The 16633-nt window shown below is 27.8% G+C and carries 15 protein-coding genes; 7 read left to right on the top strand and 8 right to left on the bottom strand.

The window, feature by feature from the left end:
* Nucleotides 1-6 precede the first annotated feature (6 nt).
* The 5 genes from BT0_RS00445 to BT0_RS00425 all read left to right on the top strand — a co-directional run bounded on the left by BT0_RS00445 (nucleotide 7) and on the right by BT0_RS00425 (nucleotide 6312).
* Nucleotides 7-1827, top strand: a complete 1821-nt coding sequence (locus tag BT0_RS00445) for a V-type ATP synthase subunit I (protein ID WP_011772051.1) — start codon at nucleotides 7-9, stop codon at nucleotides 1825-1827.
* Nucleotides 1828-1848: 21 nt separating this feature from the next.
* Nucleotides 1849-2283: an ATP synthase subunit K gene (locus tag BT0_RS00440; RefSeq protein WP_011772050.1), complete on the top strand. Its 435-nt coding sequence runs from the start codon at nucleotides 1849-1851 to the stop codon at nucleotides 2281-2283.
* A 63-nt stretch (nucleotides 2284-2346) separates the two neighbouring features.
* Entirely contained in the window at nucleotides 2347-3333 is a 987-nt protein-coding gene (locus tag BT0_RS00435; protein WP_049752284.1) for a hypothetical protein, read from the top strand.
* Between the two features lie 40 nt (nucleotides 3334-3373).
* Nucleotides 3374-5179, top strand: coding sequence for a translation elongation factor 4 (gene lepA, locus BT0_RS00430; protein ID WP_011772048.1), 1806 nt, complete (start codon nucleotides 3374-3376; stop codon nucleotides 5177-5179).
* 182 nt (nucleotides 5180-5361) lie between these two features.
* Complete coding sequence (locus BT0_RS00425; protein WP_011772047.1) at nucleotides 5362-6312, top strand: L-lactate dehydrogenase; 951 nt, start codon at nucleotides 5362-5364, stop codon at nucleotides 6310-6312.
* A gap of 22 nt (nucleotides 6313-6334) precedes the next feature.
* On the opposite strand, the gene BT0_RS00420 is transcribed toward BT0_RS00425, so the two are convergent.
* From BT0_RS00420 to BT0_RS00410, 3 genes are all read right to left on the bottom strand, one after another.
* Complete coding sequence (locus tag BT0_RS00420; protein WP_011772046.1) at nucleotides 6335-7864, bottom strand: YifB family Mg chelatase-like AAA ATPase; 1530 nt, start codon at nucleotides 7862-7864, stop codon at nucleotides 6335-6337.
* A gap of 22 nt (nucleotides 7865-7886) precedes the next feature.
* On the bottom strand, nucleotides 7887-8291 hold the full coding sequence (locus BT0_RS00415) for an iron-sulfur cluster assembly scaffold protein (RefSeq protein ID WP_011772045.1): 405 nt from the start codon (nucleotides 8289-8291) through the stop codon (nucleotides 7887-7889).
* Between the two features lie 170 nt (nucleotides 8292-8461).
* Nucleotides 8462-9730: a cysteine desulfurase gene (locus BT0_RS00410; protein ID WP_011772044.1), complete on the bottom strand. Its 1269-nt coding sequence runs from the start codon at nucleotides 9728-9730 to the stop codon at nucleotides 8462-8464.
* A 196-nt stretch (nucleotides 9731-9926) separates the two neighbouring features.
* Here BT0_RS00410 and BT0_RS00405 point away from each other — a divergent pair, with 196 nt between their 5' ends.
* Complete coding sequence (locus BT0_RS00405; protein ID WP_011772043.1) at nucleotides 9927-10244, top strand: hypothetical protein; 318 nt, start codon at nucleotides 9927-9929, stop codon at nucleotides 10242-10244.
* Nucleotides 10237-11520: a hypothetical protein gene (locus BT0_RS00400; RefSeq protein ID WP_011772042.1), complete on the top strand. Its 1284-nt coding sequence runs from the start codon at nucleotides 10237-10239 to the stop codon at nucleotides 11518-11520. Before BT0_RS00405 ends, BT0_RS00400 begins: the two co-directional genes overlap by 8 nt.
* A gap of 29 nt (nucleotides 11521-11549) precedes the next feature.
* Here the strand turns inward: BT0_RS00400 and BT0_RS00395 are convergent, their stop codons facing one another.
* Genes BT0_RS00395 through ftsY form a run of 5 tightly spaced genes read right to left on the bottom strand, consistent with a single transcriptional unit; the run spans nucleotide 11550 to nucleotide 16613 of the window.
* On the bottom strand, nucleotides 11550-12800 hold the full coding sequence (locus tag BT0_RS00395; RefSeq protein WP_011772041.1) for an ABC transporter permease: 1251 nt from the start codon (nucleotides 12798-12800) through the stop codon (nucleotides 11550-11552).
* Nucleotides 12797-13477: an ABC transporter ATP-binding protein gene (locus BT0_RS00390; RefSeq protein WP_011772040.1), complete on the bottom strand. Its 681-nt coding sequence runs from the start codon at nucleotides 13475-13477 to the stop codon at nucleotides 12797-12799. The genes BT0_RS00395 and BT0_RS00390 overlap by 4 nt, the downstream gene beginning before the upstream one ends.
* Entirely contained in the window at nucleotides 13478-14725 is a 1248-nt protein-coding gene (locus tag BT0_RS00385) for an ABC transporter permease (protein WP_011772039.1), read from the bottom strand. It lies immediately after the preceding gene.
* An 11-nt stretch (nucleotides 14726-14736) separates the two neighbouring features.
* A complete protein-coding gene (locus tag BT0_RS00380; RefSeq protein WP_011772038.1) occupies nucleotides 14737-15771 on the bottom strand; it encodes a hypothetical protein in 1035 nt (344 codons plus the stop codon).
* The gene (ftsY, locus tag BT0_RS00375; RefSeq protein ID WP_041178550.1) at nucleotides 15768-16613 is read right to left on the bottom strand and encodes a signal recognition particle-docking protein FtsY; all 846 of its coding nucleotides are present in this window, start codon (nucleotides 16611-16613) and stop codon (nucleotides 15768-15770) included. Before ftsY ends, BT0_RS00380 begins: the two co-directional genes overlap by 4 nt.
* Nucleotides 16614-16633 lie beyond the last annotated feature (20 nt).

Below are 16633 nucleotides of genomic sequence, written 5' to 3'. Positions count from 1 at the left end.
GCGTTTATGATTGTAAAAATGAGCAAAGTTTTGATTTTGACTTTATTGAAATATAAAAAAGAGTCACTCGAAATTTTAAGAGAATTGGGGGTTGTTCATATTAATTTTTGCAATAGAGTTTCAGAATCTTTAGAAAAAGTTATTGAGGAAAGGGGAATTTTGGTTCAGGCTTTATCTTTACTTGGGGATGATTCTGAAGTAAAACTTTTAAGCTCTTCAAATGAGAATTTTTTAGATGTTGCAAAGAGTATAATTAGTTTAGGTTCTGAAATTAAAGATTTAAGGGACATGCAGCAGTCATTACTTCATAAGAGAGATATTATATCTTTTTGGGGATATTTTTCTCTTGAACTAGTTAATAAATTGAGAGAAAGTAATATTTACGTACAATTTTTTAAGTCTGGGATTGCTGAATATAAAAAATTGTTGGCATGCTCTGAAACCAAAGTTGCTCTTATTAATAATTATAAAGGTACGGCCTATTTTGTAGCTATTAATTATTCTAAACAAACAATAGATACAGCTGAAGAATATGAGTTTGAGTTTGACCTTGATTTTATTGAGAATAAGTTAAGATTTGTTGATGAAATTTTAGATCAAAAGTTGACCCAATTATCGATTTTAAATAAATATAGGGATGTTTTAAGAGATGAAATAAAAGAGTATGATCAAATTGTTGAGTTTGAGCAAGTTATGGCTGACATGGATGTAGCGTGTGATAATTTTGTATATATTACAGGATTCGTTCCGGAAGATAAGCGGGAGGATCTTAAAAATCTTAAGGGTAAATTTGTGGTACAATTTGCAGAGCCGGATGATGATGTTGTTCCCACTTATATAAAGAGAAGGGGAATTGCTAAGCTTGCCAAGCCTATTTTTGATGTTTTAGATACAATTCCTGGCTATAAAGAGAGAGATGTTAGTTGTGTTTTTATGTTATTTTTCTTTATGTTTTTTGGAATGATAATTGGTGATGCGGCTTATGGAATAATATTCTTACTAGTAGGCATTTTTCTCAGTTTAGGCAATTTTATAAAAGGTAAGCCTTTAACATCTATTCATGCTTTAATATTTTATTTAAGTACATCAGCAATAATATATGGTTCGATGACTGGTACTTGGTTTGGCAGTAATCCTTTTATTCTTGAGTTATTTCCTATTTTAAAGTCTTTAAAGCTTGGGTATTTGACGGGTACGAATGGTATGCAGAATATTATGTTTATATGTTTTACAATAGGTGTTTTGCAAATATCATTAGCTCATATATGGAATTTTGTTCAAAAAGTGAAGGAAAAGCCACATATACATTCAATTGCTCAAATTGGTTGGCTTATTATAATGCCTGGGCTTTATTATCTTGTTCTCAATTTAATACTTGGCAAAGATAGGTTTCCTATGCATAGCATTATTCTTAATATGATATATGGTGGAGTAATACTTGTCTTTATTTTTGAGAAACAAGATGGTTCAAACTTCTTTATGTGCGTATTAAAGAGCTTTGGGGGAATAATAGAGCAATTTTTAGCTACTGTTTCAGGATTTGCAGACATAATATCTTATATTAGACTTTTTGCTGTTGGACTTGCTGGACTTGCAATTTCTGATAGTTTTAATAGTATGTCAGCAGCTTTATTAAAATCATCTAATATTGGTCTTATAATAAGTGGCATTATTGTGATGCTTTTTGGACATATTTTAAATATAACGTTATCTTTGTTATCTGTTGTTGTTCATGGGGTAAGACTTAATATGCTTGAATTTTCAAACCATTTGGGGCAAGAATGGAATGGGTATTCTTATAGGCCTTTTAGAAAAATTAAAAATTAAAGATTAGATAAGGAGAGAATTATGAATATAGGTTTAATAGGAGTTAATTCGGCTTTAGCAATAGCTGCAATAGGTTCAGCTTTGGGTATGGGAGCTGCCGGAAGTGCTGCTATTGGGGCATGGAAGAGATGTTATATGCAAGGTAAGCCAGCTCCTTTCTTATTAATTGTTTTTGTATCAGCACCTTTGACACAAATAATATATGGTTATATATTGATGAATACTTTAGCAGGGATAATGACACAGGCGGATCCTTGGTTATTGTTTGGAGCTGGTTTTGGTGGTGGTCTTGCAATTTCTATTTCTGCTTTTGCGCAGGGTAGGACGGCTGCAGGTGCTTGTGATGCTTTTGCTGAAACTGGCAAGGGATTTGCGACAAATCTTTTGGTTTTAGGTCTCATAGAATCTGTGGCTCTTTTTGTGATGGTATTCTTGATGATATTTAAATTTGTTTAAATATGAAGGATTATGCATTAAATTTTCTCGCAATTTGTGAGAAAATTTAATATATTTATAGATATGCTAAGACCTTTTTTGCTCCTTTTTATTTTCAGCTTTATCTTCAATTTAAATTCATCAGGTGTGAAAGAATTTCCGTATTGGATTTTACTTGAAAAGGGACGACAATTTATTTATTCTAAGGAAGGATTTATTAAATCTAATCTTACTAGTGCAATTAATTATTTGCAGGAAGCTTTGCTTAGAAAAGGAATATATCCAGAAGCTAATTATTATTTATCCATTGCTTATAGCATGATTGGCAATGTTGTGTTTGAAAAATTACATCTTCAAAAGGCTTTGGAAGATAAAGATTATTTATTAGATAAATCTTTTGAAAAAAATATACTTTTTTCTTTGGCAAAGATTGCTGAGATTGAAGATAATTATGTTGATATGATTGATTACTTGAATGAAATTTTAAGTAAATTCTCAAGTAGTGATGATTATTATAATTATCACTATGTCGTTCAAAAATATGAGAATACTACAGGTAGTACAGGTAATAAATTTAATATGTCGTTTTATTTACATTCTTATTTAAAACAGGTAAGGGGAACTTCTGGTTTAGATTTTACTTTTAATCTTTATAGATTTAATAAATATAATATTATCGATACCCATCAGTCATTATCAAAAGTATATTTAAAGATTGGTGCTTATGAACTTGCAATTACTCATGGACTTGTAGCTGCGATTGGTATTTTGACTAAAATGTATGACTGTGTTAGTTATTATGAACCGCTTTATGAATTTAAAAATTTAAGGTCTTTTGTTCAAAAAATAAATGAATATACTGATGTTAAAACTAGTTTTGAGTCTACAGATTTTTGGGAAATAGTGTATACCATTGCTTATGCTACTTATAGTTATGATGATCATAAACACACGTTAAGAGCTATAGATACTTGGAAGTTGATTGTTGATCTTGCTCCTAAATTTTCGCCTTATGTTTTAAAATCAAAAATTCATATCAGGAATTTTTTACTTAATAAAAGTGTGTATTAGTATAATATTCCTAAATATTTTATTTTAATTTAGGGGAGGTTTGAAAATTAGTTCTTATAAAAAAAATTTTTGTATTATTGCACATATTGATCATGGTAAATCAACTTTAGCGGATAGATTTATACAAAAAGCCAAAATAGTCTCAGATCGTGAATTTAAAAGTCAAATTCTTGATAGTATGGATATTGAAAGAGAACGGGGTATTACAATTAAGAGTCAAGCAGTTACTATTGATTATAAGTGTAGTGATGGCAATACTTATGAACTTAATTTTGTAGATACCCCAGGTCATGTTGATTTTTCTTATGAAGTTTCAAGAGCAATTTCATCTTGTGAGGGAGCACTTTTACTTGTTGATGCGAGTCAGGGAATAGAGGCTCAAACTGTTTCAAACTTTTATATGGCATTTGAACATAATCTTGAAATTATTCCTGTTATTAACAAAATAGATCTACCAAGTGCTAATATTGATTTTGTAAAAGAGCAAATAGAACATGATTTAGGATTAGATTCAAATATTGCTGTTCCCATATCGGCTAAGAATGGAATAGGAATTGATGAGTTGCTTGAGGCTATTTGTAAATATGTTCCATCTCCCAAAGGTAGTGTTAAGAGTTCATTAAAGGCTTTAATTTTTGATTCACATTATGATTCTTATCGTGGTGTTATTGTGCATTTTAGAATTTTTGAAGGACAAATCAAAACTGGCAACAAGATTAAATTGATGCATGCAGATAGGGAATATTTAGTGGAAGAGATTGGAATTTTTAGAATAATTCTTGAAAGAAAAGAGATTTTGGAAGCAGGTGATGTTGGTTATTTTATTGCGGGCATAAAGAATATATCAGATGTTAAGATAGGAGACACTGTAACTCTTGTTGATAATCCAGCAAGTGCGCCTCTTGAAGGGTTTAAGGAAGTTAAACCCGTTGTGTTTTCTTCTATTTATCCAGTTGATGCTAATCAGTATGATGATCTTTTAAAGGCAATGGATAGACTTAAATTAAATGATGCATCGCTTACTTTTGAAAAAGATGCCTCAGCTGCTCTTGGACATGGATTTAAATGTGGATTTTTGGGACTTTTACATTTAGAGGTAATTCAGGAAAGAATTGAACGTGAATTTGATCTTAATGTGATATTAACATCACCATCAGTGCGTTATAAAATTATTCCCAAAAAAGGGAATTCTTATTTTATTGAGAGTCCTGAACAATTTCCTGGAAATGAAAACATTGAAGTTTCTCTTGAGCCTTATATTAGAGCAAATATTATTGTTCCCACTGAATTTTTGGGGAATGTTATGAGTGTTTGTTTGCTTAAAAGAGGCGTGCAAGAAAATTTGATTTATCTTGATACAAAACGTGTTGAAGTTATTTATAAAATGCCACTTGCTGAGATACTTTTTGATTTTTACGATAAGGTTAAATCTGTAAGTCGTGGATACGCTTCTTTTGACTATGTACTATTAGGATATGAGGAAACAGATTTAGTTAAGTTGGATATTTTGGTTAATGGGGATAGAGTTGATGCATTGTCTCAGTTAGTCTTTAAGGATGGTGCGAGAGCAAAGGCTTTAAGTATTTGTAAAAAATTAAAAGATGAGATTGCAAGACAACAATTTAAAATAGCGATTCAAGGAGCTATTGGTTCAAACATTATTGCGCGTGAAACAATTTCACCTGTTAGGAAAGATGTTACTGCTAAATGTTATGGAGGCGATATTACTCGAAAAAGAAAGCTTTTAGAAAAGCAAAAGGAAGGGAAGAAGCGACTGAAGATGATAGGGAATATTGAGATACCACAAAGTGCATTTCTTGCTATTCTTAAATCAGATGATAATTAATTTTATGTTTAAACAGTTAAATTTTTAGTGCAGCGATATTCATTGTTGATGTTTGGTACAATTTAATAACCAAGTTATAAGATATTTCATTTTTATAAAATATTATTAAATTGTTTTAAAGTGTTATAAACTGTTATAAAATTATTTTATACCAATAAAATAATTTTATATGGAGATAGTTTATGCTTAAACGTAATAAGGTTGTTCTTGTTGGAGCTGGTGGTGTTGGCTCAAGCTTTGCTTATGCTTTGACAATAGATAACTCACTTGTTCATGAGCTTATAATTATTGATTTAGCTCAAGACAAAGCTAAGGGTGAAGTCATGGATTTAAACCATGGTCAGATGTTCTTAGAAAAAAATATTAAAATAGAATTTGGCAATTATGATGATTGTTCTGATGCTGATATTGTTGTAATTACTGCAGGTCTTAATCAAAAACCAGGTGAGACAAGACTTGACTTGGTTGGCAAAAATACTAAAATCTTTAAAGAAATTGTAACAAGTGTTGTTTCAAGTGGATTTAGTGGTATTTTTGTAATTGCAAGTAATCCTGTTGATATTATGACTTATGTAACAATGAAATATTCCAATTTTCCAACTCATAAGGTTATTGGTACAGGGACAACGCTTGATACTTCAAGACTTAGATATTTTTTAGCTGAGCGTTTTAATGTTAATACTCAAAATATACATTCATATATTATGGGTGAGCATGGAGATAGTTCTTTTGCTACTTGGGATGAGACTAAAATAGCTATGAAGTCTTTATCAGAATATCTTGCTGAAGGAAAAGTAAGTGATGCAGAACTTGATGAGATGCACAAGAATGTTGTTAATGCTGCTTATGAGGTAATTAAACTTAAAGGTGCAACTTATTATGCTATTGGACTTGGTATTAAAAAAATTGTTAATGCAATAATTAGTGACCAAAACCTTATTTTGCCGATATCTTCATATATTAATGGGCAGTATGGTAATTTTGTTAAGGATATTTATATTGGAGCACCTTCTGTTGTTTGTAAAGATGGTATAAAAGAGGTTCTTGATTTTACAATAAGTGATAGAGAGCTTGAAAAATTTAAAATTTCTGCTAGTCAATTGAAGAGTTATATTGATAAAATAGAGTTTTAATTTTGCCCCAATTGGGGCTTTTTTACTCTTCTAGTAATCTTTCTCCATGTTTTCTATGTTCAATAGCTTCTAGTAATGATTCCCTTGAAATATGGTTTTCTTCTTTTAAATCCGCAATTGTTCTTGCTAGTTTTAAGATTGAATGAGTTGCTCTTGATGATATATTGAGTTTATTTAATATATAAATCATTTCTTCTCTAAGTATTTTATCTAATTCACAGAATATAGCAATATGTTCTGGTTTAAGATCAGAATTCTTGTGAATATTTTCAATATTTGCGTATCTTTTACTTTGTATGTTCCTTGTTTTTATTATTTTCTGTCTGATTTCACACGAGCTTTCATTATCTTCTTGGAATAATTTTGCATTGTCTACTGGTTTAACTGGTACCCTAATATCAATTCTATCAAGCATTGCTGCTCCAAGTTTTTTCCAGTAGTTTGAAACCTCTTGTTGTGAACAAAAACATTCTGTATCATTTTTTCCAAGGTTGCCACAAGGACAGGGGTTTGTAGCAATCATTAACTGAAAATTTGCAGGATATTTAAATGATTTTGAACTTGCTCTTACTATTGAGATCATCTTATCTTCTATTGGTTCGCGAAGTGATTGTAGTATTGATTTTTGGAATTCCAAAGCCTCATCTAAGAATAAAATTCCATTATGAGCAAGTGATACTTCACCGGGAAGTGCATTGGAGCCTCCACCAATTATTCCTTCTTTACTTGCAGTTTGATGGGGTTGTCTAAATGGTCTTTGTCTTATGATTTTTGTATCTATTAATTTACCCGCGACTGACCAGATTCTGTTTGTTTCAATGATTTCTTTATTTGTAAGTGGAGGTAAGATTGACTGTACACATTTGATGCTGAGAGTTTTTCCACTTCCAGGAGGACCAAATAACATGATGTTATGACCTCCAGCGACTGCGATTTCGAGTGCTCTTTTTGTTCTATGTTGTCCTTTTATGTTTTTAAAATCGTATTCAAATTTTTCTTCATTGTATTCTGTTTTAAAGTTAATTGTGTGTTTTGCTGGAAATATATTGTTGTTAAGATTGCTTATTATTTCTAGGGCTTCTTTTAAAGTTTTTACTCCCCAGATGTTTAGATTTTCTATTAAAAGAGATTCTTCTAAATTGTCAAAAGGTATGATTATACATTTGATTCCTCTTTTCTTTGCAAGTGAAATGGCAGGCAATACTCCTTTAATTGCTCTTATTTGTCCGTCTAATTGTAATTCACCTAATATTAAAACTTCTAAGTTATTGTTTTGATTTTCTTTTATAGTTATAATGCTTGTTGCGATTGAAAGATCAATTGCTGTACCGATTTTTTTGATACCGGCTGGTGCTAGATTGATTAATATCCTGTCTTTTGGAAAAGTAAATTCTGAATTTTTGATAGCTGATTTTACCCTTTCTCTTGATTCTTTGATTTCACTTCCAGCTAGTCCAACAATGTCAATTCCTGATATTCCTTTTCTAATATCTACTTCAATTTCAATGAGTTCACCTTCATATCCTATTGATGAGTGAGAGTATATTTTCATATAATTCTCCTTAAATTAAAAGTTATTTAATGGTATTCAAGATCTCTTTTAGAGCTTTGTATGGTAGCATGAAGCAATCTTTTCTATTTGTATATAAGAAATTTTCAAAATTTTTAAGGCTTTTATCAATTTCTTCTAAATTTTCAAAATTTTTATTGATTGTTTTTGTTATGATTTCTAGTATTTCTTTTCTAGGTTTATTATCACATAGCTTAGTTAAGATATAAGCACTTGAGAGAAAAATTATGCATCCATATGCGTTGTATTTTAATCTAATTTTTTTGTTGCTTTCATTGATTTTAAAAGTTATTTGGTCACCGCACTTAGATTGATGATATACTGAACTTTGATTTTTATCTGTTTTAAAATAATACTTTTTTATTTTGCTAAATCGTATTAGTTCTTTTTTTGTTTCTTCTGAAAACATATTTCAATTTTAAGAGGTTTGCTTGATTAAATCAATAATATTTTTATATTGATTTAATTTAAGTTTTATGTAATGAGTAAAATTTGTACACATTATCTTTGATATTATTGAGTGTTGTAATCTTTATGTAATATGATTAATAGCTTTTGTGAGCTTTTTTAAAGATAAATTTAATAAAATGCTTTTATTGTGCTCTTTAAGCAGGATATGAAAGTATCAATTTCTTCTTTTGTATTGTATAAGTAAAAGCTTATTCTTAGTAGATGGTCTTTTTTGATATTTTCTGAAAAAAATGCAAGGTAAGCGCAAGTTTTCCCAGATCTAATTGCAATTCCCATTGTATCAAGATATGTCTCGATGTCGTGTGAGTGAATATCTTTTACTGTAAATGATATTATTGATTTTCGTTTGATATCTTTATTTAGAATGAATTCAACTTCATCAATTTCTTTTAATTTTGCAACACAATATTCAATCAGTGCTCTGTCATGTTCTTGAATAAATTCCATTGAGACGTTATTAATATATTCTATTGCTTTGCCAAGACCAATAATTCCTGCAATGTTTGGTGTACCCGATTCAAATTTATTTGGAGGTTCAAGGGTTTTGAAGTTAAGCTCTCCATTTTTCATGAAAATATCTTCTATGGTGTTACCTCCTAATTTGGAACTGTTGAGTTTATCTATAATTTTATCTGATATATATAAGACCCCAATGCCTGTTGGAGCAAGCATTTTGTGTCCTGAGAATACTAAAAAATCACAGTCTATTTTTTTTACATCTATATTCATATGTGGTGCCATTTGAGCTGCATCTATGAATAAAATAATTTTATTATCTCTAGCAAGCTTTCCAATTGTTTCTAAATCTTGTATAGTTCCTAGTATATTGTTTATGCTAGATATAGCAATAATTCTTGTTTTATTTGTAATTAAGTTTTTTATTTGTTCTGGTTGAATGATTCCCATTTCATTAAATTTTGCAAGTTTAATTTTTAATTTTAAAAATTTGGCAATATTTATCCAAGGAAGCAAATTACTATTGTGTTCGAGCGTTGTTGTAATGATTTCGTCATTTTTTTTTAAAAGTTTTGAAAAAAGTAATGAGTTTACTACTGTGTTTATTCCATCTGTAGTACCAGAATTAAATATTATGTTTTTACAAGATTCTGCATTGATAAAATTTTTGACAATTTTCCTTACTTTTGCTACTTTTAAGCTGGATTGTATTGCAAGTTCATGTCCGCTTCTGTACACATTTGCATTATAATTTGTGTAGTATTCAACTATAGATGAAATCACACTTTGTGGTTTTTGAGAAGTTGCGGCATTGTCAAAATAAATGATTTTTTTATCATTAATAGTTTTATTTAGAATAGGGAAGTCTTTCCTTAGGATTTTGACTGTTTCATTTGTGTCTTTTATAAGATTAAGATCCATTTGTTTAGTACTCTTTATTTTTATGTAAGAATTTTTATTTTAAAAATTATACCATTATTTTTTATTTTATTTTGACATATAAAATTTCTTATATTTTTTTGTTAAGTCAATTTGTGTTCTGATGTCTATATTTTATCATTATGTTTAATTTTAAGCTTTTATCTTTTAAAGATATGTTTATGTTATAATTCGTTTTATGAAAGAAATAATTTATAGATTTGAAAAAGCAGAGGATTATAAATTAGTACCTATTAATAATATTTATGGCAGTGTAACTAATACTGGAGAGATTTTTTGTGATCTTGTCTTTGAATCCACAGAAATTCCTGAAGAAATTGTTTATACTAAGACTAAAGAGGGTGTCTTGGAAGAGATTTCTGGAGAGTTTAAGGGTTCTAAAGAGAAGATAATTTTAATAAATTCTTTTGTTGGGATTTCTATTACAAAAGATACTGCTAAAAATATTGCTTATTGGCTCTTAAAAAAAGTTGATGAATTAGAAGATAATGAGTAAAACTTCTGAGGAAAGAATTAAGATTTATTTATCTAAGCTGTCTAAGTATAAAAATAAGATTTTAAAAGAAAACAGTATAAAAGATATTATTGAACGAGCAGATATCTCTGATGCTGATATTGAAAATATTGAAATGCGTTTTTCTAAGATATATGATAGAGCTCGGCGATTAGAGGAAATGGGAGAACTGAGCGATTCTTTAAGAGAACTTGAGACTATATATTTGTATTCTCTTCATAATAAATCTATTTTTGCTTCATTTTTTAATTTTTATAAGAGACTTATAAAAAGAATAGATAGTAAAAATTTAAATAAAAAATTGATACATGTAAGTTTACAGGCTCGAGAATTTGGAATAGTGAGTGGGATTAACTTAAAAGATTATGATGAAGCTGAGAGGTTAAAACATCGAGTATTAATATTATTGTTAAGTTTTGTATTAATAGCTATTATTGCATTTATTACATATACAATAATGCATTCCTTTATTGGTGGCTATGAAAAGCTTGATGAAGTAAAAGATGTGCATAGGACTACTTTTCAAGGGTTACCCTCAGTTACAAGGGCATCTGATTTAGTGGTTGAATCTGTTAATCTTGCTGCAGGTCCTTATGTTTTATATCATGTTGAAGTTGAAGATGCTAAGGTGTTAGTTTTTGAAGATGCACATGCTTATCAGCTAAAAGCAGGAGTTGTTTCAGCTAAAGATCCTATTAAAAGGATTTATTATGGTGTTACTGTTTATGATGATTTGGGAAGGCCTATTTTAAATAAGGTTTTTGAAAAGACAAGTGATTTTCCTAATAAATGGAGTAAAGGTGTGTATGCCCCAATTGATTTTATATACAGTATTTCTAAAGAGATTAATGGGCATCCTAAAAAAATGGTTCTTGATATACGTTTAGTTGAATTTTTTAGTGAAGTTGATAATTTGTCTAGTGTTAATTTAGAAACAAGTTCTTCAATATTAAATTTTAAATATCTTGGAAGTTATTTTAATGAATCTTTTGGAATTTATGAGGCTAATTCTTTAATAGAGGTTTACAATGATTCAAAGGATAATATTAAAGATTTGGAAATTGAAGTGACTTATGTTTCTAAGGATAGTCAGATTATTAGGTCGCTGCAACGAAAGTTAATTTCTGAATCCAATTCTTTTCTTAAGCCTTATTCTAGGCAAAGTTTTTCGTTAAAGACTATTTTCCCAAAAGAGATTTATCCAAATATTAAAGAAGAGTTGTCCTCTATTAAGATTGTGAATGTATTTGTAAGATAGTATTTTTATGTATAAAAATATTGATTTATCTATAGAATTTCTTTTTCTTTAAACTTTGAAATAATATTTAGAGGAATAAGCGTTGTTGTAATACTGATTAGTGTGTAAGATAAAAGAATAATTAAGCTAAATTTGTAACTTATTTTGATATTAAATTCAGAGATATAATAATCAGAGTTTAAAAGTTCTGTGTTATCAGTTCCAAATATTTTTAAAATTGTATTAATAATGATATCTATTATATTAATTAAATGTTCGATATTAATGGTTATATAATTTCCAATAATTATTCCTATTATACAAGATATTGAGCTTAGAACAAGTGCTATTAATATAAATATTAGTTTGAGACTTGAATTATTCATTCCAATTGATTTAAATATTGCAATTTTCTTTTTATTTTCAAGTATTAACATACAAAGGGATGAGGATATATTAATACTTGCAAATATTACAATAAATGCCATAATAAATATTAAGAGTTTTTTGCTGATATCTAAGTTTGTATATTTGTTTAAGTAAAGCTCATAAAATGTTTTTATTTTGTATTCTTGGAATTCTTTTTTAATGTTTTTCTTTAAATTATCAGTTTTTTCTTTTGTATTGGGTTTGATAGAAATTCCAATTATACTTTTCGAAAATTCTTCCGACATGATATTTGAATCTTGTAGTGAAATGAGAACTAAGTTTTTATCAATTTCTCTTAAACCTGTTTCAATGATTCCGGATATATTAAACTTTTTTGCTTTGGGGAATATCTTTTGATGCTTATTATTTGGTACTACTATATAAATAGATTCGTTGATGTTTAAATTAAGTCTATCTTTAATTTGTTTTGATATCAATATTTCATTTTTGTTGAAGCTTTTTTTGCCGTCTATTAATTTTATATGCTTATTTTCATCAATAAATTTGTTCTCTACTGCTCTTATTAATACACCTTGTTTTTTATTATTTCCGATTATTCCGTAGGTTCTTCTTTCAAAAAAATATCTTAGTTCATCATGTTGGTATTCTTTTTTTAATTTTTCTAGCTTAGATTTAAGATATGTATCTTTTTGAATTTCATTATATTCAATTTGTACGGAAAATCCTTCATTTTCAATGTATTTTTCTATTGTAGAATTCATTATATTGTTTGACATGTAGTAGACAATAATTAAAGGAATCATGACTAAACTTAAAGACATTCCAGAACCAATCAAGGCTTTTTTATTTTTTGAATTTATAAATATTATGTATGCTATTTTTGTGAGTTCTTTGATATTTGGACGCATCATATTCTCTTTAATGTTTTTTCTTTAAATTCATATTTAATATCTGCTTTGTTTGAAAATTCTGGATTGTGACTGACTAAAATTAGTGTTTTATGAAATGTTTTAGCTGTGTTTATTAATAAAGATTCTACCGTTTTTGCGGTGTTAATATCCAGATTACCAGTAGGTTCATCGCATAAGATTATATTCGGTTCATTTATTAAAGCCCTTGCAATTGCTGCTCTTTGTGCTTCTCCTCCTGAGAGCTCTGAAGGGTAGTGATCCCCTCTTTTATCTATTTCTAATATTTTCATTAAGCGTAGAGCTTTTCTATTTATTGTTTCTAAGTTATCTTTCCCCTCAATTATTTTAGGTAAAATAATATTTTCAAATACACTAAACTCATCAATTAAATTGTGATTTTGAAATACAAGACCTATTTTTTTGTTTTTATATAAACTTAGGGTTTTCTCATTTGCATCTTTTAAAGATATTCCGCATGAAATTATATCGCCTGAATCCATTTTATCAATTCCTGATATGATGTTAAAAAGTGTAGATTTTCCACATCCGCTTTTGCCTTGAATTGAAATAAAGTCACCATCTTTTACATTTAAATTTAAATTTTCTAATACTTTTATTTTTGTTTTGTTTTTAGTATATGTTTTATGTATTTCCGTTATACATATAATATTTTTCATTTATGAGGCTCCGTTTATTTTATCAACATATTTGATCTTTTTTGTTACCTTTAGACTTGAGCATATGGTAAACAAGCAAGCAAAAAATAGTGTGAACATTAAATCACTTAAAAATATTTTAGGTGTAATTGTATTTTTAACTATTTTTATTTCTATATTTTCTAGTTTTAATTTTAATATATAATTTATAGTATTAATCAGGCTATTTATTAAAATATCAATTACATTTAAAATTTCATTGATATTTGAAGATATTATAATGCCTGTAATTAATCCAATAATGCCCCCGAGTATGCAGATTATTACTGAATGAATTAAGAAAATTTTCCTGATTTTTTGCGATTTAAGCCCTAAAGATAAGATTATTGAAATTGATTTGCTTTTATTGATTATTATTCTTTTTTGTAAATAATATGTGTTAACGGCAATGACAAGAAATATGCTTGTTAAAATGATTAACATTGTATTCCTCTCTATTTTTAGTGCTTTATAGAATTCTTTATTATATTCGTTCCATGGTTTAAATTGGATATTGGGATTAATATTTTTTATTTTGTTTATTAAGCTTTTGCTAGGATATAAATTTTGTGTTTTGATTTGATATTTAATGTCTGAATCTTTTATAATTTGTTTTTTGTAAAAGTAATTAATGTTCATAAATATTGTGGATTCATTTATTTTGGCATAATTGCTCTTAAAAATGGCTTTTATTTTGAAGTATTTTATTTCGTTTTTTAATGTTTGTAAATTTTTTATTTCATCACTTAATATTAATCCTATTATGTCGCCTTCAAGTAGGCCTAAGTTGTATGAGAGTACATCTCCTATTATGATTTCATCATCGTTAAGTTGAAGCTCAGATTGTGTAAGGCCTGTTAGTAGGATAAAATTTTTATCTTCTATTATGTCTTTTGTGTCAAGTGCAATTATATTCAAGATACTTGGATAGTAATAGTTTTCGATTCCAATACCTTGTGTTTCATAGATTTTATTTATTTGAATTATTTCTTTAATCTCTTTAAGAGCATTAAGTTCTTGATCATTTAATTGGCTTTCAATTTTTAAATTACCGCTCTCTAAAGTAGATATGCTTGTGAAAAAGTCATTTTGAAAACCATTCATTATTGATATTGTGATAATGATAATGATTTGTCCAAGCACTATGCTTAAAATTATTACAATTGTGAGTGATAAGCTATTTTGTTCATCTAAAATCAATCTTTTCAATAAAAATTTATTTAATCCCATTTTTATCTCTCTTAATATCTTTTTATTTCTTCAATAATTTCGTCATTTTTATATCTTACTTTAAAGATAGGATTTCCATCGTAGTATATTTCTTGTTCGTATTCATGATCATTAAAATAGTCAGTTTTTAATAATATTAAGTTATTCTCATAAATTGTTTTTGACGTTAGTCTATTATCAGAATTATATTCATATTTTGTTTTAGTGTTATGTTCTTTTTTGTTTTCTTTTACAATTACATTTTCAACTATAACGTTTCCAGATTCATTATATTCAAAATCACTGATCTCTGTTATTTCATTGTTTTTGTATATTTCTTTTTTGATTAAGTTGGGACCTTTATATTTTGATATAATTTTTATGTTGCCTTCTTCTTTTTCTTCTGTATTGATTACTTCATTATCATCTAAATATTGATTTTTTTCTCTAGATTTGATTTTGTTATTGTCTAATATTATGCTTTCTAAATGTCTTTTTTGATCATCATATTGAATTACTTTTGTTTTGGATTTTTTTATGTCAAAGTATGTGGACTTGATCTCTCCATTGATTCCGTAATTCCAAACTTGAAAATCTGAACCTGTTATTTTTAAAAGCTTGCCATTAGAATCTTTCATGTAGTGTAGTGTTTTTGGCTTTTGATTTAAAATTTTGATTTCTTTATAAATTAAATCATTGTTTTTGTAAAAATAATTTACAGATTCAAGAATTATTCCTTTAGGACTATATTTTATTTCTTGTATTTTATTATTCAAATTATCATAAATTTCTTCTTTTGTTTTGATATCTTTTTCATTATAGAATGTTAGTTTTTTTTTATCATCTTTTATTGTTTTCTGTGTTTTATATTTTATCAGTTGTAGGTCTTTAAAGAGACTAAATTTTTCAATTTCATTAATTTTCATGTATTCAATGTAGAATCCTGTTTGTGGAATTTCATATATTTCTTGATACTTATTGAAAAATACGTCGGATATAAAGTAATTTTGCCCATATGTACTTGGTATTATAAATATTAAGAATAATATTACTATCTTTGTTGTCATAATAATTTATTCAAGTAGTCATCAGTGTTGAATTCTTTAATATGTTCTACTTGTTCTCCAAATGTAAAAAAGTATATTGGTTTCTTAAATAATTTTGAAATATTTATTATTCCACCTGCTCTAGATGATGAGTCAAATTTTGTGGCTATTATTCCATCAATTTCTATTGCTTTGTTAAATATTTCTGTTTGATTGTTTATATTCTTTCCAGCGATAGAGTCTATTACTAGTATCTTTTTATAGTTAACATCTGTTTTGATCATTTGCTTTTTGATTACATTATCCATTTTTTGGAGTTCTTTGATTAGATTTTCTTTGTTTTGAAGTCTTCCTGCTGTGTCAATTATTAATATATCATAATTTTTGGTCTTTGCACTTGAAATGCTGTCAAATATTACTGCTGCTGCGTCGCTTCCTTGATTTTGAGATATGACTTTAATTCCTATTTTTTCGCTCTGTATTTTAATTTGTTCAATTGCTGCTGCTCGGAATGTGTCTGCTGCAGCTATTAATACGTTTTTACCTTCATTTTTAAATTTATTTGCAAGCTTTATGATGCTTGAGGTCTTGCCAACTCCGTTTACCCCAATTATCAATAAGATGTTTAATCTTTTATTCTCTAGGTTGAGGGATTGTTGGTTTATGTAACTTTTAAGAAAGTCTTTTAGTTTTAAGAATGTTTCTTCTTCATCTTTGACCTTAAGTTTTTTTATATTTTCTATTATTTCAATTACTATATCATTTTTAATATCTGCTTCTAAGAGAATATCTTCTAATTTTTCAAATATTTGTGTTTTTTCTTTGTTCTTAAATAAATTTTTTATCTTGTCAAAAATACCCAAAATTCTCATTCTCCTATTTT

The organism is Borrelia turicatae 91E135, from assembly GCF_000012085.2.
Lineage (GTDB): Bacteria > Spirochaetota > Spirochaetia > Borreliales > Borreliaceae > Borrelia > Borrelia turicatae.
The sequence above is the reverse complement of the archived record's forward strand: the minus strand, read 5'-3'. Positions and strand labels throughout refer to the sequence as shown.